The organism is Vreelandella songnenensis, from assembly GCF_003002925.1.
GTDB classification, from domain to species: Bacteria; Pseudomonadota; Gammaproteobacteria; order Pseudomonadales; family Halomonadaceae; genus Vreelandella; species Vreelandella songnenensis.
Window position 1 is genome coordinate 63,651 of record NZ_PVTK01000002.1, and the last position, 18,291, is coordinate 81,941.

General features: G+C 61.0%; 14 protein-coding genes. 4 read left to right on the top strand and 10 right to left on the bottom strand.

The features are described 5' to 3' along the window. Nucleotides 1-21: 21 nt before the first annotated feature. The 3 genes from B0H98_RS04835 to B0H98_RS04845 all read right to left on the bottom strand — a co-directional run bounded on the left by B0H98_RS04835 (nt 22) and on the right by B0H98_RS04845 (nt 5,178). Nucleotides 22-2,034, bottom strand: a complete 2,013-nt coding sequence (locus B0H98_RS04835) for a TRAP transporter permease (RefSeq protein WP_106373945.1) — start codon at nt 2,032-2,034, stop codon at nt 22-24. 49 nt (nt 2,035-2,083) lie between these two features. Continuing rightward, the gene (locus B0H98_RS04840) at nt 2,084-3,244 is read right to left on the bottom strand and encodes a TAXI family TRAP transporter solute-binding subunit (RefSeq protein ID WP_106373946.1); all 1,161 of its coding nucleotides are present in this window, start codon (nt 3,242-3,244) and stop codon (nt 2,084-2,086) included. Between the two features lie 233 nt (nt 3,245-3,477). Continuing rightward, the gene (locus B0H98_RS04845; RefSeq protein ID WP_106373947.1) at nt 3,478-5,178 is read right to left on the bottom strand and encodes a SulP family inorganic anion transporter; all 1,701 of its coding nucleotides are present in this window, start codon (nt 5,176-5,178) and stop codon (nt 3,478-3,480) included. A 243-nt stretch (nt 5,179-5,421) separates the two neighbouring features. Between B0H98_RS04845 and B0H98_RS04850 the strand changes: the two genes are divergently transcribed. Continuing rightward, nucleotides 5,422-7,056, top strand: coding sequence for a methyl-accepting chemotaxis protein (locus tag B0H98_RS04850; protein WP_422822139.1), 1,635 nt, complete (start codon nt 5,422-5,424; stop codon nt 7,054-7,056). On the opposite strand, the gene rarD is transcribed toward B0H98_RS04850, so the two are convergent. Beyond that, entirely contained in the window at nt 7,030-7,935 is a 906-nt protein-coding gene (rarD, locus tag B0H98_RS04855) for an EamA family transporter RarD (protein WP_106373949.1), read from the bottom strand. The genes B0H98_RS04850 and rarD overlap by 27 nt on opposite strands. 71 nt (nt 7,936-8,006) lie before the next feature. On the opposite strand from rarD, the gene B0H98_RS04860 reads away from it, so the two are divergent. Continuing rightward, nucleotides 8,007-8,822 carry an amidohydrolase gene (locus B0H98_RS04860; protein WP_106373950.1) on the top strand — a complete coding sequence of 272 codons (816 nt, stop codon included), beginning with the start codon at nt 8,007-8,009 and terminating at the stop codon, nt 8,820-8,822. Then, entirely contained in the window at nt 8,822-9,526 is a 705-nt protein-coding gene (locus B0H98_RS04865) for a pseudouridine synthase (protein WP_106373951.1), read from the top strand. Before B0H98_RS04860 ends, B0H98_RS04865 begins: the two co-directional genes overlap by 1 nt. A gap of 112 nt (nt 9,527-9,638) precedes the next feature. On the opposite strand, the gene B0H98_RS04870 is transcribed toward B0H98_RS04865, so the two are convergent. Genes B0H98_RS04870 through gloB form a run of 6 tightly spaced genes read right to left on the bottom strand, consistent with a single transcriptional unit; the run spans nt 9,639 to nt 17,404 of the window. Continuing rightward, nucleotides 9,639-11,246 (bottom strand): ABC transporter ATP-binding protein, encoded by a 1,608-nt coding sequence (locus B0H98_RS04870; protein ID WP_106373952.1) that lies wholly within the window; start codon nt 11,244-11,246, stop codon nt 9,639-9,641. Then, complete coding sequence (locus B0H98_RS04875; protein WP_106373953.1) at nt 11,239-12,324, bottom strand: ABC transporter permease; 1,086 nt, start codon at nt 12,322-12,324, stop codon at nt 11,239-11,241. Before B0H98_RS04875 ends, B0H98_RS04870 begins: the two co-directional genes overlap by 8 nt. A gap of 2 nt (nt 12,325-12,326) precedes the next feature. Then, complete coding sequence (locus B0H98_RS04880; protein ID WP_106373954.1) at nt 12,327-13,400, bottom strand: microcin C ABC transporter permease YejB; 1,074 nt, start codon at nt 13,398-13,400, stop codon at nt 12,327-12,329. A 53-nt stretch (nt 13,401-13,453) separates the two neighbouring features. Then, a complete protein-coding gene (locus B0H98_RS04885) occupies nt 13,454-15,361 on the bottom strand; it encodes an extracellular solute-binding protein (RefSeq protein WP_106373955.1) in 1,908 nt (635 codons plus the stop codon). A gap of 33 nt (nt 15,362-15,394) precedes the next feature. Beyond that, nucleotides 15,395-16,606 carry a transglycosylase SLT domain-containing protein gene (locus B0H98_RS04890; protein WP_106373956.1) on the bottom strand — a complete coding sequence of 404 codons (1,212 nt, stop codon included), beginning with the start codon at nt 16,604-16,606 and terminating at the stop codon, nt 15,395-15,397. A 30-nt stretch (nt 16,607-16,636) separates the two neighbouring features. Continuing rightward, on the bottom strand, nt 16,637-17,404 hold the full coding sequence (gloB, locus tag B0H98_RS04895) for a hydroxyacylglutathione hydrolase (protein WP_106373957.1): 768 nt from the start codon (nt 17,402-17,404) through the stop codon (nt 16,637-16,639). Between the two features lie 98 nt (nt 17,405-17,502). Between gloB and B0H98_RS04900 the strand changes: the two genes are divergently transcribed. Beyond that, the gene (locus B0H98_RS04900) at nt 17,503-18,291 is read left to right on the top strand and encodes a class I SAM-dependent methyltransferase (RefSeq protein WP_106373958.1); all 789 of its coding nucleotides are present in this window, start codon (nt 17,503-17,505) and stop codon (nt 18,289-18,291) included.

An 18,291-nucleotide genomic window follows, 5' to 3' on the forward strand; every position in this document is an offset into this window, starting at 1 on the left:
TGTATAGTGAACATTTGATTATCAAGTGGGGCTAAGTGAGATCAGCAAACGCTGGTGGCGTTTTTGACTCAGGCGCGCCAGTAAAATACCCGGTAGCAAAGCAGCAAGCGCCAGGCCAATCAGCTCAAGCTGACTAAGCGGTACCATGCCGCCGCCGGGCAGGGCCAGCAAAAGCCCCGCAATCAGTACCAGGGCGCGGATGACGATCTCCTGCAGCGCCCCAAAACCGAGCCTGCCCACGCCCATCAGGTAGCCCTGCATTGCCGAGGCGAACAGGATGATGCCCACGACCGCCTGGATGAACACGGCCACGATCAACAGCGGCGCGCCCTGCATGATCAGCGCCGGGTTGAGCACGAACAGAAACGGAATGAAGTAGATCACGCTACCCAGGCGCATGGCCTGCAGGCCGGTAGCCATGGGGCGGGCGCCGGCCACCGTGGCCGCAGCAAAGGCGCCGAGTGCTACCGGCGGGGTGATAAAGCTCAGCATGCCCCAGTACAGAATGAACATGTGTACCGCCATCGGGTCCAGCCCGCCGCCCTGGATCAATGCCGGGGCCAGCGCGACCGCCAGGAAGATATAGGCGGCGGTAACGGTCATGCCGATACCCAGCACGAAACTCGTGACCGCGCCCATGATCAACAGAAGCGGCACGCTGCCACCGGCGATATTGATGAAGTCGTTGGCGATGGTGCCGGAGAGCCCGGTCATGGAAAGCGCGCCCACCAGCATGCCCACACCGGCCAGAATCGCGATCAGCTCGGCGAACAGCTTGGCCGCCGAGGAGAGTGTGTCGGCCACGTCCGACCAGCCCCAGCGGTTGTGCCGGGAGAGCTGGTTGAGCACCAGCAGAAGCGCAGTCGCATAGAAGGGGGCGACGGCTTCGCGCTGCATCACCAGCAGCATCCATACCAGCAGGGCGAAGACAAAGATGAAGTACCAGCCCTCTTTCAGCGTCTGTTTCAGCGAGGGCAGCTCCACGGCGGGCAGGCCCTTGATGTCGTTACGCGCGGCGTAGGCGTCGATCTGGATGAACAGGCCTAGAAAGTAGAGAATCGACGGGATGACCGCGGCCAGCGCCACGGCGGAGTAGGGAATATCCAGAAACATCGCCATGACGAAGGCAGTGGCGCCCATCACCGGCGGCATCAGCACCCCGCCGGTAGAGGCGCAGGCTTCCACCCCGCCGGCAAACGAGCGGCTCATGCCGATCCGCCGCATGGCGGGGATCGACAGCACGCCGGTAGTCAAGACGTTACTGATCACGCTGCCGCTCATCGAACCCATCAGACCGCTCGAGAAAATCGATACCTTGGCAGGGCCGCCGCGCACATGCCCCAGCAGTGCAAACGCCAGATTGATGAAGAACTTGCCGCCGCCGCTTTTTTGCAGCACCACCCCAAAGACCAGAAAGCCGATGACCAGCCCGGCAAAGGCTTGCAGCGGCACACCCATGATGCTTTCGGTGCTCATGGTGTGATACATCGCGGTCTGTTCAAGCGTGGAGGGGAAGGCCTGGATCGGGCCGGGCACGATATCGGCGACCAGCGGGTAGAGCGAAAACAGACCGGCAATGATGGCGATGGGCAGCCCACCCGCCCGGCGGGCCGCTTCGATGATCAAGAGCCAATAGGCGTAGCTTGCGTAGATGGCCAGGTCCGGGGCGGAAAATGCCCAGCCGCGTTCGAGAATGGGCACGGCGTTATAGACGAAGTAGCCGCCTACCGCGAGCGTTGCGGCGCTCAGCAGATAGTCGTACCAGGGGATGGGTCTGTCCTGCTGACGGCTGCTCAATGGCCAGAGCAGAAAGACCAACGGTAGCAGCAGCGCCACCACGGCGTAATAGAACTGCGTTTCGAGCCCTGTCACGAAGGTCAAAAGACCGGTGTTGAACAGATAGTCCAGGGTCATCAGCATCAACAGCACGGTAATGAAGGCCGGGATCCAGCGTAGCGCCGGGGGAAGCTCGCGAATCTGGCTGATCTTTTCTTTGACCTGCTGTTGATCGGCAGGGGGAGTATGGGTGGTCATAGGGCGTTCCATCAATCAGCAGGGGCGGCGGGCGCCGCCCCGTGGCGTGTCACTCGAAGATCGGCTCGAAACCGGCATCGCTCAGAGCGCTTGCGCGGGCGCTCATCCACTCGCTGGCAAAGGCGTCGTTATCGCTCGGGGCTTCTTGCAGGAACTGTTCCCAGGCGTCGATCAGCACCTGCTGGCGTTCGACCAGCTGGTCCTGGTGTGCCTGCATCTCGTCGGTCCACACATCAATTTCCTTGTAGTACTCGACGACCGCATCATGAAACGGCACGACCCACTGTAGGTCCTGGTACTCCAGGGCGTATCCGTTGGCGCCCGGGGCGTTATCCTTGTAGTCGTCGTAGTTCTCCTGCAGCGCCTTGATCAGGCCATAGGCAACGTTGTCTTCCAGGTCCTGATTGGCAACCACGATAGGGTACGGGTAGCTGGCACTCGCCAGTGGATTGTCGGCGCTGATATCGCCGGCACCGGCAGTCACTTCGTGCGGGCGGAAGTAGGGTGCCACGGCGGCCATGCGCTCCCAGCCTGCCTCGTCATCGGGGTCCAGCACCGGCCAGCTGATGCCGCGCGGGCTGCTGGCCAGCTGCTGGGCAGGCGGGGTGACGGTGGTAGTGAAAGAGGCGTCCACATCGCCGGCAATGATGCCGTCGAACGAGCGGGCGTAGCCCGGGTAGTCCACTCGCTCCACGTCGTCCCAGGTCAGCCCACCAAAGGCCAGATACGCCTCGGTACCCTTGTTGAGCGCATCATCACCCCGGATATAGGCAATGCGCTTGCCCGCCAGATCCGCCGGCGTTTCGACGTTCAGGTCGCCGGCTACGGCCAGGGAGAGGCCGAAGGAGGCGGTGGAGGTGGTGATCACGCGGATCGGCTGGGGTCCCCAGTCACGGTCGGCGAACATCATCACCCCTTCCATTCCGTAGTAGCTGGCGATCCCACAGGCGCACAAATCGACGCGCCCCTGCTTCAGCGGGGTCATGCGCGACACGTCGTTTTCACCCGGCAGAATACGTACTGACGAGTCGTATTTATTCTGCAGCATATTGCCGATGGCAACTGCCTGGGCGTAGCCGCTGGAGTTGGTACCGTAGGCGGTCCAGGCCATGGTGCTGGGAAGCTCGACGTCGCTTGCCTGGCTGACTGCAGAACCAAGCAGCGACAGGGGGAAAGCGGCGATCAGCAGGTATTGAGCAAATGGGCGCATTGATAGGCTCCTTTATTATGGTTGTGAGGCGGAATAAATTACGTTGAGTTACATGCTGTTTTGCTGTGCGGTATATCGTTTTGCAAATTGTCGATTGATAGTAGTGAAGCCGCCGGTGATATGTCAACGCCGTTATCTCGGTGGGCACGCGTCAAGACCACGGGCAGACTAAAAAGCCAGGCATCGGCCTGGCTTTTTAGTAAAGACTTTTTAGTAAAGAAGAGGGGAGATCACTAGGAAAATTCACGCCACGCTGCATAGGTGCTTAGAAACACCCGGCCGGTCAGCGCGTCGAGAAAATCGCTGTTCTTGAGCCTGTCCATGACCGGGCCCTTTACTTCGGAGAGGTGAAGCTTGACGTTCGAATCCTTCAGCCGGGCATTGATGGCGTCCAGGCTCTCGAGTGCCGAGGCATCGATCAGGTTGACCGCCGAGCAGATCAGCACCACGTGCTCAAGCTCCGGGCGGCTGGCCACCAGGTTGTAGACGGTATCTTCCAGATAGCGGGCGTTGGCGAAATAGAGGCTTTCATCGATACGCAAGAGTGCTGCATTGGTAGGCGCCTGCACGTCGTGGCGTTCGATATTGCGAAAGTGCTCGGTATCCGGTACCCGGCCCACCAGGGCGCTGTGCGGGCGGCTGGTCCGGTACAGAAACAGTGCAATCGAAAGCGTCACGCCGCCGATGAGGCCCGCCTCGATGCCTTCCACCAGCGTCAGCACAATGGTGACCGCCATGGCGGCAAAGTCGCTGCGCGAATAGCGCCAGGTCTGGCGCAGCATGGGGATGTCCACCAGGGTCAGAATCGAGACGGTGATGGTCGCGGCGAGCGTGGCGATGGGGAGATAATAGAGCCAGCCGGTAAACGAAAGCGTGATCAGCGCGATACCCAGTGCTGCAAAGGCACCCGCCGCCGGGGTCTGCGCGCCGGCGTCGAAATTGATCACCGTGCGTGACAGCCCGCCGGTGACCGGCATGCCGCTGGTGACCCCTGCCGCCAGGTTGGCCGCGCCCAGGCCAATCAGCTCCTGATTGGGGGAAATGCGCTGGCGCCGCTTGGCAGCCAGCATCTGGCCCATGGAGACCGATTCGACAAAGCCCACCAGGCTGATCAAGAGCGCTGGCACCAGCAGTGCGCGCCACAGCGAACTATCTCCCCAGGGAAAGCTCAACGCCGGCAGGCCGCTGGGGATATCGCCCACCACGGCCACCCCCTGGTCGGCCAACTGCCAGTGCCAGGTCATTAGCGTGGTGGCCACCACGGCAAAGACGGGGCCAGCCTTGGTGATGAGATCGACAAGCCCTCCGGGCAGGCCCACACCCGTCAGGAGGTTCTTGCCAAAGCGGCGCATGCCGATCAGAAACGCCAGCGTGCCGACGCCGATCATCAAGGTGTAAGGGTTGATGCCTGCAAGGTTGGGCGTCAGCGTCATCAGTCGTTCGACCAGGGTAAAGCCGCTGCTGGAGATTCCCAGCAGGCTGCCCAGCTGACTGACCGCGATCAGAATGCCCGAGGCGGTCAGGAACCCGGAAATGACCGGATGGCTCAGAAAGTTACTGAAAAAGCCCATTCTCAGCGCGCCCATCACGACCAGTATCATGCCGGAGAGCAGCGAGAGGATCAGCGCAGCGTCCAGATACATGGCCGACCCCGGCTCGGCCACTGAGGAGAGCGCCGCCCCGGTCATCAGCGCGATGATCGCCACCGGCCCCACGGCCAGCGTTTGACTGGTGCCCATGACGGTGTAGAGAAGCTGCGGCAGAATGCTGGCGTACAGGCCCACGACCGCGGGTAACCCGGCCAGCAGCGCGTAGGCCAGCGACTGGGGAATGACCATGACGGTCACGATCAGCCCCGCCAGTAGATCAGCACCCAGCAGGCGCCTGTGGTAATGGGGTAGCCACGTAAGAATGGGTAGGTAGCGCTTGAGCATGGGTTCCGGGCCGTCGAGAAGGTTTAAGAACCGAACGTTCTTTAGTTAGACGCTAATATTAACGCGTTCGCCATCGCTTTGCGGTATCGATGACAAAATTAACCGGCTCTCCTGCTCCCAAAGTGTAACTTCCATCATACTCGTAACCCGTTAAGCTGACTGAAGATGTAGTAGTCCAGTATTCAAGCGCTCAATAACATCAATTACAAAAGAGTTCTTTCCATGCGGCGACGATCTTTATCAGTGCTACGTATACTGGCGCCCTTGATGCTGCTGGTGCTGGCCATCGAGCTTGTGTCCTATTCCAACGGCCTTGAGTATGTGGCGCTGCTGTGCGCCCTGCTGGCCGGGGCCGGGCTGGTCGTGAGCGCGCTATCAGGCATCTACATGGCTGACCCGGAGCGTCTGACCCAGGTTCGCGGCGTCAAACCGCTACGCGATTACGGCTCGCTCAAGGCCATGGCCTATCGGCTGATGGGACGTGCCAGCAGCACGGCCATCGCTTCGGCAGAAGTCTCCCACTACGCCGATCTGATGGACCAGCGCTTGAACCAGCAGGAGGCCATGGTCCGCGAAGCCTCTTCGAGCATGAGTGCCATCAACACCGCCATCCTGCAGGTCAGCGCCAGCGCCACCCAGGTTGCTTCGCTTGCGGAAAACGCGCGTCAGGCCGGGCATCACAACCGCGATGAGCTGTCTGCCATCATCCGCGACATGAGCGAGGTGGCCCAGCGCTCCGATCAGGCGCTTGCCATGCTCAACGCGCTCAATGACAAGATCGAACGGGTGCGTAACGTGACCTCCATGATCGAGGGCATCGCCGAACAGACCCACCTTCTGTCGCTCAACGCTTCTATCGAGGCCGCCAGGGCGGGAGAGCACGGGCGTGGGTTTGCCGTGGTGGCCGGGGAAGTGCGCAGCCTGGCGTTGAAGACCTCGACCGCTACTCAAAGTGTCGAAACGCTGGTCAAGGATATGCATCATAGCGGTCAGCAGGTAGCGGTGACCCTGGGTTCACTGATGACGCGCGTGCGCGAACGTGCCGAAAGTCTGCAAACGGTGGGCGAAGGCGTGGGCACGATGACCCGGGAGTTCGATCAGGTCCAGCTCGAAATTACCGGCGTTGCCGAGTCCATGGAGAGCACCAAGGCGCACAGCCAGACCGTCGCCGAGAGCCTGCACCAGCTGGAAGCCGATGTCGACGAGGGTAACCGCAACATGCACGACCTGGCTGGCCAGGCGCGGGCCTTGATGGAGGCCGCCGAAGGCGTGGATGGGGAGCTTGCGCAGCAGCGCCTGAAAGGGCGACACCAGGACGTGTTTAGTGCGGCCCGCCAGGCTGCCGATCATCTGGGCAAGCTGCTTGAAAAAGCCATTGCCCGGGGTGAGCTGACCGCCCAGGCACTATTTCAGCCGGATTATCAGGCCATCCCCGGCACGCGGCCGCCGCTTTATCGCACCGGCTTCGATGCCTTCACCGACCAGCACCTGCCGGCACTTCAGGAGCCGCTGTTGGAGCAGTACGGGTTAAGCTACGCCATTGCCTGCGACCGCAACGGCTACGTGCCCACGCATAATGCCAGTGTCAGCCGGGAGCCGACCGGCGATTACGCTCATGATCTCAAGTACTGCCGCAGCAAGCGCATTTTCGATGATGCCACGGGCAGCCGCTGTGGAGCGCATACTCAGCCCCTGCTGCTGCAAACTTACAAGCGCGATACCGGTGAGATCATGCATGACCTCTCGGTGCCCATCTATATCAACGGCAGGCACTGGGGCGGTTTTCGGGTCGGCTATCAGCCAGAGCGCTCGACTGAAACGGCGTTGCCGCTGGCGCATCAGCGTTCTGCTTCAGTCCACCGCCTGGCGCGGGCGTGACTGCCAGGACGACCAGGAGTAGAGCGCAAGGCCCAGCCAGATCATCACGAAGGTAGCCAGTTGAATGGTGCCCAGCGACTCGCCGAATATGAACAGGGCAATCAGAAACTGGATGCTTGGATTGATGTACATCAAAAACCCCAGGGTCGAGAGGCGCAGCCGCCGGGCCGCGCCAGCAAAGGCCAGCAGCGGAAGCGCCGTGGCTACACCGCTCGAGACCAGCAGCACGCTCATGGGCGCGTCATGCAGGAAGTGCGATTCGCCCTGCAGGCTGAGCCAGGTCAGCGCCAGAAGTGCCAGCGGGAAGAGCAGCAGGGTTTCCACGAACAGTCCGGACAGGCCATCCAGCGGTATCTGCTTGCGGAAAAGCCCGTAGCTGCCAAAGCTCAGCGCCAGCATCAGGCTGATCCAGGGCAGCTCGCCCAGCATGGCAAACTGGATGATGATGGCAAGGCTTGCAAGCCCCAGCGCCACCAGCTGTAGCCGCGCCATGACCTCCCGGAGCACCAGCATGCCGAGCGCCACGTTGACCAAAGGCGTCAGAAAATAGCCCAGGCTTGCCTGCAGCACCTGACGGCTCTCCACCGCGTAGATATAAAGTCCCCAGTTGGCGCCGATCAGAAGCGCACAGATAAGTACCCGGCCCAGCCGGCGCGGCGCTTTCAGAGCGGCGATGACCGGTGTCCAGCGCTTTAAAAGCGTGATCAACCCCACCAGAAACACGCAGGACCAGAGGATGCGGTGAATCAGCACTTCCAAGGCCGGGATGCCCTCGAACAGCGCAAAGTAGAGCGGAAAACAGCCCCACATGATGTAAGCCGTCAAACCGAAGGTGACGCCTTTGGCTGCCTGTGGGTCGCGAACGGAAGGGGAGTGCATAGCAGCCTCATTATTTAAAAATGCTAATCTATCACACAATATGACAACACACCGGTGAAAGGAGAAGTAGCATGACGCAGCTGAAAACGAGCCTTGTACAGTGCGATTTGCGCTGGGAAGACCCCGAGGCCAATCATGCCCACCTGGAGCGTTTGCTGGGCGAGCTTGATAGCCGCGATACCGACCTGATCGTGCTGCCCGAGATGTTCGCCACCGGCTTTACCATGAACTCCCGGGAAATGGCCCAGCCGATGAACGAGAGTGCAAGCGTTGCCTGGCTCAAGGCGCAGGCCAAGGCGCGCGGATGCGTGATGACGGGAAGCGTGGCCATCAAGGATGACGGCCAGTACTACAATCGAATGATCTGGGCCACGCCGGAGGGCGAAATAAGCCATTACGACAAGCGCCATCTATTTCGCATGGCCGGCGAACACGAGCGCTACGGCATGGGCAAGACGCGCCAGATCGTCGAGCTCAAGGGCTTCAAGCTGCTGCTCAGCGTATGTTACGACCTGCGCTTTCCGGTCTGGACGCGCCAGCAACCGGCAGAAGGCGAGCACTTCGAGTATGATGCGCTACTTTGCGTCGCCAACTGGCCCGCCCCGCGCCGGATGCCCTGGCGGACACTGCTTCAGGCCCGCGCGGTTGAAAACCTCACGTATGTGGTGGGTGTTAATCGGGTGGGCGAAGATGCCAAGGGGCTGGCCTATAGCGGCGACTCCATGCTGATCGATTTCAAGGGCGAGCCCTTGATCGACCGTCCCGCCCATACCCCGTTCATTGAAACGGGCGTACTCGATAAAACGGAACTCGATGCTTTTCGTGAAAAATTTCCAGCCTGGCAAGATGCCGACCGCTTTTCGCTGCTGCCAGGGGTGGGTCAATAATGCGCCTTGACCGCTTTTTGAGTGAAACCAGCCCCTTGACCCGCAGCCTCGCCAAGCGGGCGCTCAAGAATGGCGAAGTGACGCTGAACGGCGAGCCGGTCAAGCAGGCGTCAACGCACATCGACACCGAGCAGGATGAGGTGGTGCTCAACGGCGAGACGCTCTCTCTGGTCGGGCTTCGCTACCTGATGATGCACAAGCCGACGGACGTCGAGTGCACTGCACGGCGCGGGCTTTACCCCCGGGTGATCGATCTGATCGACCTGCCCAAGGTGGAGCGGCTGCAGCCGGTCGGGCGTCTGGATGTGGATACCACCGGGCTTTTGCTGTTGACCGATGATGGCCAGTGGTCCCACCGCGTGACCTCGCCCAAGCACCGCTGCGCCAAGGTGTATATCGCCGAGCTTGCCGAGCCCTGGGAGGGCAGCGCTGCCGAGCACGCCATCGAACAGGTGGCCCAGGGCATTCTGCTCGACGATGAGGATACGCCGACCAAGCCCGCGACGCTTCGCTTCATCACCCCCCAGCGCGCCGAACTGACCTTGACCGAAGGGCGCTACCATCAGGTCAAGCGGATGTTTGCCGCTCTCGGTAATCACGTCAACGAACTGCATCGTCAGTCGATTGGCGACATTTCCCTGCCCGACGATCTGGCCCCCGGCGAATGGCGCGAACTCAGCGCCGAAGAGATCGCCAGCTTCTAGAACCTGGCCCAGCGCCCTTGACCGGGCGCTGTCAGACACCTCTATATTATACCGTTATCTTGTGTATGTGATCATTTGTAGACGCCTGAAGCTTGAATCAGGTAGACAGGCGTCAGGCAGAAAATTCGCGCAGGTGGGCGGCGGCAATCAGCGCCTGGGTATAGGGGTGTTGAGGCGAGGCCAGCACGTCCAGGCAGGGCCCCTGTTCGACCACTTCACCCTCTTTTAACACCATGATGCGGTGCGCTACGGCGCGTACCACGGCCAGGTCGTGGCTGATAAACAGATAGCTCAGCTTGCGGCGTTCCTGCAGCTGGCGCAGCAGGGTGACCAGCTGCTTTTGCACCGTGCGATCCAGCGCCGAGGTCGGCTCGTCCAGCACTAAAAGCTCAGGCTCGAGAATGATCGCCCGGGCCACGGCAATGCGCTGGCGCTGCCCGCCGGAAAATTCATGCGGGTAACGCGCTGCGCCACTTTCCGGCAGGCCGACTTCCTTGAGCGTCTGGTGCACCCGCTCGGCTACTTCGTCCTGGGTCAGGTGCGGGTAGTGAAAGCGCAGGCCTTCGCTGACGATATCGAACACCGGCATGCGCGGCGAGAGCGCGCCGTAAGGGTCCTGAAACACCATCTGAAAGCGGTGACGCTGGCGGCGCAGGGTGTCGCCGTTAAGCTCGCTCAAGCGCGCCTCGCCCAGATTTATCTCCCCCTGGCTCTGCACCAGACGCATGATGGCCGAGGCAAGCGTCGTCTTGCCGGAACCGGATTCGCCGACGATACCCAGCGTCTCGCCCGGGGCGATGGCAAGATCAACCGCCTTTACGGCTTCAAAGGGAGGTGGCTGGCGCTTGAAAAGCCCTGCCTTGGGGCGCGCGAAACTGACCTTGAGCTGCCGCGCGGTGAGCAGTGGAGCGTCACTGATCAAGGGGGCCGGGCGGCCTTCGGGCTCGGCGGCCAGCAGGGCCTTGGTGTAGTCACTTTGCGGGTGGGTAAGCACCTCTTCCACCGGGCCGATTTCCTGGACCTTGCCCTGGTACATCACACATACGCGCTCGGCATAGCGGCGCACCAGGTTGAGGTCGTGGCTGATGAACAGCATGCCCATGCCATGGCGGTCGCGCAGCTCCTTCAGCAGCGCCAGAATATCCTGCTGCACGGTGACATCGAGTGCCGTGGTGGGTTCGTCGGCAATCAGCAGCGCGGGATTGTTGGCAATCGCCATGGCGATCATCACGCGCTGACGCTGGCCGCCGGAAAGCTGGTGGGGCCAGGCGTCCAGCAGTTCCTCTGCCCGCGGCAGCTTCACCTGTTCGAGCAGCTCCCTGGCTTGTAAACGTGCCGCCTTGCCGCCAAGCCCCTGGTGCAGGCGCAGCGTCTCGCCGATCTGCTTGCCGATACGGTGCAGCGGGTTGAGCGAGGTCATGGGCTCCTGGAACACGAACCCTACCCGGTTGCCGCGCACACCGTTCCACTCCCGGCGGGAAAGGCGGTTGAGGTCGGTATCCTCCAGCCAGCGCTCACCGCTCACCTCGGCGTTGCCGGGCAGAAGGTTGAGCGCGGCAAGCGCCGAAACCGACTTGCCCGAGCCGGATTCACCGACAATCGCCAGGGTTTCGCCGGCGTTCACGCTGAGCGACAGCGCATCCACCACGGTGTGGCCGTCGAAGGCGATGGTGAAGTCGGTCAACCGCAGCAGCGGCTTTACAGCGTTTGAGTCAGGCATGCGGGGCTCCCTGTACGGGTCGAGCGCTCTGTTTGACGTGGCGCGGGTCAAAGGCGTCGCGCAGGCCTTCACCGATGAATACCAAAAGCGAAAGCATGATGGCCAGCGTCATGAAGGCAGTGATACCCAGCCAGGGGGCGTGCAGGTTGTTCTTGCCCTGCGCTGCCAGTTCGCCAAGCGAGGGGGCACCCGGTGGCAGGCCGAAACCGAGAAAATCAAGCGCCGTCAGCGTGCCGATGGCGCCGGTAAACAGAAAGGGTATGAAGGTGAGCGTGGCCACCATGGCGTTGGGCAGCACGTGGCGCCACATGATCAGCCGTGACGGCAGGCCCATGGCCTTGGCGGCGCGCACGTACTCCAGATTACGCGCCCGCAGGAATTCCGCGCGCACGATATCGACCAGCCCCAGCCATGAGAACAGCAGCATGATGCCCAAGAGCCACCAGAACCCCGGCTGCACGAAGCTGGCCAGGATGATCAGCAGAAACAGCACGGGGAGCCCCGACCAGATCTCGGTGATGCGTTGGCCGATGAGGTCCACCTTGCCGCCGAAATAGCCCTGCACGCCGCCGGCCAGCACGCCAAGCACCAGCGAACCCGCGGTCAGCACCAGCGCAAAGGCCACCGACAGGCGAAAGCCGTAGATGACTCGGGCCAGCACGTCACGGCCCTGATCGTCGGTACCCAGCCAGTGGCGGCGGTCCGGCGGTGCCGGCGAAGGGCGGGTCATCTGCATGTCCAGCGTCTGGTAGGAGAACGGAATCACCGGCCACAGCGCCCAGCCGTGGTCGTGGATCTGCTCCTGGATGAACTGGTCGAGATAATCGGTGCGCGTGGGCAGAAAGCCGCCGAACTCGGTTTCCGGATACTCCACCAGCAGCGGTGCGTACCACTGGCCATCGAAGTGTAGAATCAGCGGCTTGTCATTGGCGATCAGCTCCGCCGCAAGGCTCAGAATGAACAGCCCGCCAAACAGCCAGAGCGAAACGCGTGCTCGCCGGTTGGCCTTGAAGGCCGCGATACGGCGCCGGGTGATCGGCGACAGTCCTTGAAACAGTCGTGATGTCATAAAGCCCATGCTCACGACTCCCTTGACGCAAAATCGATGCGTGGGTCGACCCACACATAAGTAAGATCGGATATCAGCTTCAGCAACAGTCCGATCACGGTATACAGGAACAGCGTGCCGAAGATCACCGGGTAGTCGCGCTGCATGACCGCCTCGAACCCTAAAAGCCCCAGCCCGTCGAGGGAGAAGATGACCTCGATCAAGAGCGCCCCGGTAAAGAAGATGCCGATCATGGCGGCGGGCAGGCCTGCAATGATGATCAGCATGGCGTTGCGGAACACATGGCCATACAGGATGCGGCCTTCGGTTGCCCCCTTGGCCCGGGCAGTGAGTACGTACTGCTTGTGAATTTCATCCAGAAAGCTGTTCTTCGTCAGCATGGTGAGGGTGGCAAAACTGCCGATCGCGGCGGCGACGACCGGCAGTGTGATATGCCAGAAGTAGTCCTTCACCTTGCCCCAGGTAGAAAGATCGGCAAAATCCGGCGAAGTAAGCCCGCGCAGCGGAAACCAGTCCAGGTAGCTGCCGCCGGCGAACACCACGATCAGCATGATGGCAAATAGAAAGCCCGGAATCGCGTAGCCGACGATCACAAGCCCCGAGGTCCAGACATCAAAGCGCGAACCGTGGCGCAGCGCCTTGCGAATACCCAATGGAATCGAGATCAGATAGACCAGCAGCGTCGTCCAGAGCCCCAGCGAAATCGATACCGGCAGGCGCTCGATCATCAGCTCGACCACCGGCCGGTCGCGAAAGAAGCTGGTGCCGAAATCAAGCGTCAAGTAATCCGCCATCATCCCCATGAAGCGCTCGTGGGCGGGCTTGTCGAAGCCGAACTGCTGTTCGAGCTGTTCGATGAAGCGCGGGTCGATCCCTCGGGCGCCGCGTGAGTCGTCATTGACCTGAATATCCGCGCCGCCCATGTCCAGGCGCGTGCTGGCCATCGCGTTGGCGCCTTCAAAGCGTGCCAGCATCTGGTCGATGGGGCCGCCCGGGGCGGCTTGAACGATCATGAAGTTCAGCAGCATGATCCCCAGGAGCGTCGGGATCATCAGTAGCAGTCGGCGTAGGGTATAGCGTGCCACGGTACACTCCATGAGTGATAAGCGAGCCAGGCTCTGCGCGCCTGGGTTATGCGTCAGTTGCGGCGCTGAAGTTCCGCTTCACGTTCGGTATTCACCCACCAGGCATCCAGATCCATGCCGTACTCGGGAAACGGCTCCTGATAGCCGAACTTGTCCCAGACGGCGATTCGCGTTTCTCCCGAGTGGTACTGGGGAATCGCGTAGAAGCCCCAGCGCAGCACGCGATCCAGCGCCTGGGTGGCAGTATCCAGCGTTTCTCGGCTATCGGCGCGGATGATGTTCTCGACCAGCGCGTCCACCGCCGGGTGGGCCAAGGCCATACGATTGCGGCTTTGCGGCGCCTCGGCGGCGGCGCTGCTCCAGTAATCGCGCTGCTCGTTGCCCGGGTTGTTGGACTGGGGGAAGTGGCTGGTCACGATATCGTAGTCGTAGTTGCGCAGGCGGTTGAGGTACTGGTTGATATCCACGATGCGCATGGACGTCTGCACGCCGAGCCTGGCCATGTTACGCAGCATGGGCTGTACCACGCGCTCGAGTGCGGCGTCATACATCAACACTTCAAGACGCAGCGGCTGGCCGGTTTCAGAATGCATCAGCACGCCGTCCTCGATTTCATACCCCGCCTCACGCAGCAGTTCGAGCGCGCGGCGCAGGCGTTCGCGCAGGTCCGTGGGTTCATCGATGGGCAGTGGGTCGGTAAACAGCCGCTCGGAGCGGTGCGAGGCCAGAAGCGCTTCCCGATAGGGTTCCAGCAGGGCAAGCTCTTCATCGGAAGGAAGCCCCGTGGCTTCCATTTCCGAGTTCTGGAAATAGCTTTCTGTGCGCCGGTAAGCGTTGTAGAAGATATTGGTATTGAGCCAGGGGAAATCGAAGGTCAGGCTCAGCGCTTCACGTACGCGCGGGTCCTGAAACTTCTCCTTGCGCAGATTGAACACGAAGGCCTGCATCAAGGATGGGTTCACATCGGGAACCGTGATGCGCTTGACCAGCCCTTCACGGTAGGCAGGAAAGTCATACCCGATTGCCCAGGTGGCGGCGCGGGCATCTTCACGAAAATCGATCAGCCCGGCCTTGAACGCTTCCCAGGCAATGTCCCGGTCACGGTAGTAGTCGTAGACCACGCGGTCGATATTGTAGCGGCCGACGTTGACCGGCAGATCCTTGCCCCAGTAATTTTCATCGCGCTGGTACACGATGCGCCGACCCGGGTCCACTTCACTGATGCGGTATGGGCCAGAGCCCGGGTGGGCGACCAGCGTCGGCGAGCTGAAATCCCGCGGCTCCCAGTAGTGGCGGGGCAGAATGGGCAGCTGGGTGATGATCAGCGGAAGTTCTCGCGACTGGGTGCTTGCGAACTCGAAGCGCACCTGGTGCTCGTTAAGCGCCTGTACCTTGTCGACGTCGGCGTAGTAGCTTGCGTAAAACGGGTTGCCTTCTTCGCGCAGCAGGTTGAAGGAGAACACGACATCATAAGCCGTGACCGGCTCGCCATCCTGAAAGCGCGCTTCCGGGCGCAGGTCGAACTCGATCCAGCGGCGCTCGGGGTCAAGGCGCACGCCCTCGGCCAGAAGGCCGTAGACGCTGAACGGCTCCCCCGGGTTGCTCACCATGAGGGTATCGTAGATCTGCGAGATGCCGGTGGCAGGGGTGCCGCGAATGATGAACGGGTTGGTGGAGTCGAAGCTCGAACCCACGGCGGTGTGGATGATACTGCCGCCCTTGGGCGCCTGCGGGTTGACGTGGGGGAAGTAGGCGAAATCCTCGGCAAGCGCGGGGCTATCGTAAAGCGACAGGCCGTTTACGGTTTCGATCGGCGCGCTGTTGGCATTGACGGTGTCGGCCGGGGCGAAGTTGGCCGTGTCCACACTGTCGGCGTCTGTGGGCGAGGCAGTCGCTGAAAAGCTCATCAGCAGACTGCTTGCGATCAATAGCGACTTGGCAAAAAGCACACCGCGCAGCATGGGTTACATTCCGTATCAGCAGAGCCTTGCAACTCAACGACCCGAAAGGGTCAGGAGTTGTCCCGGTTGCAGGGCTCCAGGGCGGTCGAGGGCATTCCAGCGTATCAGGTCATTCTGATTAACATTATAACGGCTGGCAATGGCCGACAGGCTATCGCCGCGTTCAACGCGATGGATATCCGGCGTCTGGGCCGAGGCCAGCTCTGTAGAGGTGGTTTGCGAAAGCTGAGCTAATACCTGGGTATCGACTTCTTCAGGCACCAAAAGCGTTTGTGCGCTGCGCGGGTCGATGCTGCCGTTAAGCAGGCCAGGGTTTAGCTCGGCCAGCGCCGACTGGCTGACATCCAGCAGTTTGGACGCCTGGGCAATGCTCAGCGGCTGCTCCAGGTGTACCTTGGCGAAGGCTGGGTCTACGTGAATCTCAGGCAGCGAAACGTTGAAACGTGCCGGGTCAGCGATGATGGTGGCAATCGCTTTCAGCTTGGGAATGTACTGCATGGTTTCGCGGGGCAGGGAAAGGTCCCAGTAATCGGCGTTGGCGCCTTGGCTCCGAGCCTGATGCAGCGCGCGGTTGACCGTTCCAGCCCCGGCGTTATATGCCGCCAGCGACAGCATGATATCGCCTTCGTACCACTGGTCTGCCTGCATTTCCAGGTAGTCAAGCGCGGCATCGGTGGAGGTGATCACATCGAGCCGTCCGTCGTAACTGCCGTTGCGAACCAGGCCTAGCGCATCGCCGGTCCCCGGCATGAACTGCCATAACCCGGCGGCGCCCCGGTGGCTACGTGCGCTTGGATCAAACGAGCTTTCCACGAAAGGAATCAGAGCAATTTCACCCGGCAGGCCGCGCTCGCTGACCTGCTGGCTGATCCAGGCAAGCCAGGGTGTTGCGCGTTCGGTGATGGTTGCAATGTTTTGCGGGCTGGCACGGTAGTACTCGATCCACTCATCTACCCGGGCCTGAGCGTCGGGTGGCAGCTTGAGATCCTGCCATTGAAAGCTCTGACGCAAGGTCGTCCAGGCATCCTGGGGCTCAAGATCCAGCGCCTCCCAGAAATTCGTTTGAAACGGTGAGGGGTAAGCGGGCTTGGCGGCGCCTGTGCTGTCGTTACCAGGAGTATCTGCATAGGCGTCATAGGCAGGTGACGAAGCTTGTGTGTTGGCGGCGGCGGCCATCAACAGGCCCATAATTACCGTGCTGCCAGCGCTCAGCATCAAGCGCTGACGGATCGTTCGATAGGTCATAGTCAAATTCGTTTAGTTTCGATAGCGTACTTAAAAACGATTCTTCCACTCACGCAGAGTGGTAAACGTTGCGAGGTCGTGGTCATTGGCTCCCTGAGTACCGGCGGCGTTACGCACGCTTTGCGTACCAACGCGCAGGTAGGGATTGATCTTCAGCTCGCGTCCTATCGTGCTGGGTAGGGTCGGGCGATCCAGTGCCCTGGCCTTTTCACACTCGTTCAAGGCGTATGTCACGTCATCATTCTCTGGGTCTGCCGCTTTGGCAAAATCAAGGTTGGCTTGCGTGTACTCATGAGCTGCAAAGACCAGCGTATCGGAAGAGAGTTCCGCTAACCTGTTCAATGAAGTGAACATTTGCTCGGGGGAGCCTTCAAACAACCGACCACAACCGGCGCAGAAAAGCGTATCACCACAGAATAGAAGCCCCGGAATGCCGGGGGCGTAGAAGCTTATGTGATCGAGGGTATGGCCGGGCGTGGCCATGACTTCAAATACGCGGCCCATGACGCGAACGGTGTCCCCATCGCCCACGCGCTGGTCGATACCTTCGATGGAGGGGTTTGCCGGGCCGATCACGTGAGGGGAGTAGCGCTTGATCAGCTTGGCAAGGCCCCCGGTATGATCATGATGGTGGTGAGTGATCAGGATCGTGTCGAGGGTCAGCGATTCGCGCTCCAGAAGCTCGATGACGGGATCGGCTTCACCGGGATCCACCACACAAACATTTTGACTGGTATCTTGTCTCAGTAGCCAAATATAGTTGTCGCTAAGGGCGGGAATCGGTGTCACGCTCATCATGGGCGAGATCCTTTTAGGGTTGCAAACCTGCTGTTAAGTACGTTGAAAATACGTCGAGAAGGCGTTAAAAGCCGATACTCTGGAGGGAAGCGCTGTTCATGTCAAATTCGAGCCCGGCAACGGTAATGGCCAAGCGTCTGCTGGATAGCCAGTCCTACTGGAAGACGGATGCCGGGCGGGCGCTCTGGGACGTACAGCGTGCCTGCCTGGGGCCTGTGATAGAAAACCGCGCGGGCAGGCATGGCCTTGAAATGGGTATGGGCCCTTCACTGATGAACGTTTCGGCCATTGCCCATCCGATACGCTGGGCACCTGCCTTGGGCGTGGCGACCGGCCCATCGACGCTGGTGTGCCCTCCGGATCACCTGGCGTTACCGGATCGCTGCATGAACGTGGTGATCATTCACCACTGGCTGGAGCACCTGGATGCCCCGCATCACGCCCTTCAGGAAGCCGCCCGGGTAACTGCCGACGACGGCAGGCTGGTGTTGATGGGATTCAACCCGCTGGGCCTGAATGCTCTGACGCGCAAGCTTCGAAAACGCAGCTCGGAGTTTCCCTATAATGGGCAGTGGCACAAGCCAAGCCGCCTTCGCGACTGGCTGGCGTTTGTCGATTTTGAGGTCGAACGCGTAGACTATTGCTGCTTCAGAGGTTTGATGAAAGCGACCTGTCGGGAGAGCTGGGAAGCACTTGGAAGGCGCAACAACCTGCCGTGGGGTGAAAGCTACATGATTCAGGCGCAGCGTCGCCAGCAGTCGGCGCCGATCAAGCGTGTCAGATTTTCATTACCCACCCCGCTGCCTTCCTCTTCATTGGGGGCCACACGCAGCACTTCTGCCCATGTATATCCGCCAGACACCGCCGGTCGCCCCAGAACACGTTAA

What these genes read in the sequence shown, in the direction of transcription:
- B0H98_RS04890 (WP_106373956.1), bottom strand. Translation starts at nt 16,606, where the DNA reads ATGACCTATCGAACGATCCGTCAGCGCTTGATGCTGAGCGCTGGCAGC.
- B0H98_RS04900 (WP_106373958.1), top strand. Translation starts at nt 17,503, where the DNA reads ATGTCAAATTCGAGCCCGGCAACGGTAATGGCCAAGCGTCTGCTGGAT.
- B0H98_RS04865 (WP_106373951.1), top strand. Translation starts at nt 8,822, where the DNA reads ATGCGCCTTGACCGCTTTTTGAGTGAAACCAGCCCCTTGACCCGCAGC.
- rarD (WP_106373949.1), bottom strand. Translation starts at nt 7,935, where the DNA reads ATGCACTCCCCTTCCGTTCGCGACCCACAGGCAGCCAAAGGCGTCACC.
- B0H98_RS04885 (WP_106373955.1), bottom strand. Translation starts at nt 15,361, where the DNA reads ATGCTGCGCGGTGTGCTTTTTGCCAAGTCGCTATTGATCGCAAGCAGT.
- B0H98_RS04860 (WP_106373950.1), top strand. Translation starts at nt 8,007, where the DNA reads ATGACGCAGCTGAAAACGAGCCTTGTACAGTGCGATTTGCGCTGGGAA.
- gloB (WP_106373957.1), bottom strand. Translation starts at nt 17,404, where the DNA reads ATGATGAGCGTGACACCGATTCCCGCCCTTAGCGACAACTATATTTGG.
- B0H98_RS04875 (WP_106373953.1), bottom strand. Translation starts at nt 12,324, where the DNA reads ATGGGCTTTATGACATCACGACTGTTTCAAGGACTGTCGCCGATCACC.
- B0H98_RS04845 (WP_106373947.1), bottom strand. Translation starts at nt 5,178, where the DNA reads ATGCTCAAGCGCTACCTACCCATTCTTACGTGGCTACCCCATTACCAC.
- B0H98_RS04840 (WP_106373946.1), bottom strand. Translation starts at nt 3,244, where the DNA reads ATGCGCCCATTTGCTCAATACCTGCTGATCGCCGCTTTCCCCCTGTCG.
- B0H98_RS04835 (WP_106373945.1), bottom strand. Translation starts at nt 2,034, where the DNA reads ATGACCACCCATACTCCCCCTGCCGATCAACAGCAGGTCAAAGAAAAG.
- B0H98_RS04870 (WP_106373952.1), bottom strand. Translation starts at nt 11,246, where the DNA reads ATGCCTGACTCAAACGCTGTAAAGCCGCTGCTGCGGTTGACCGACTTC.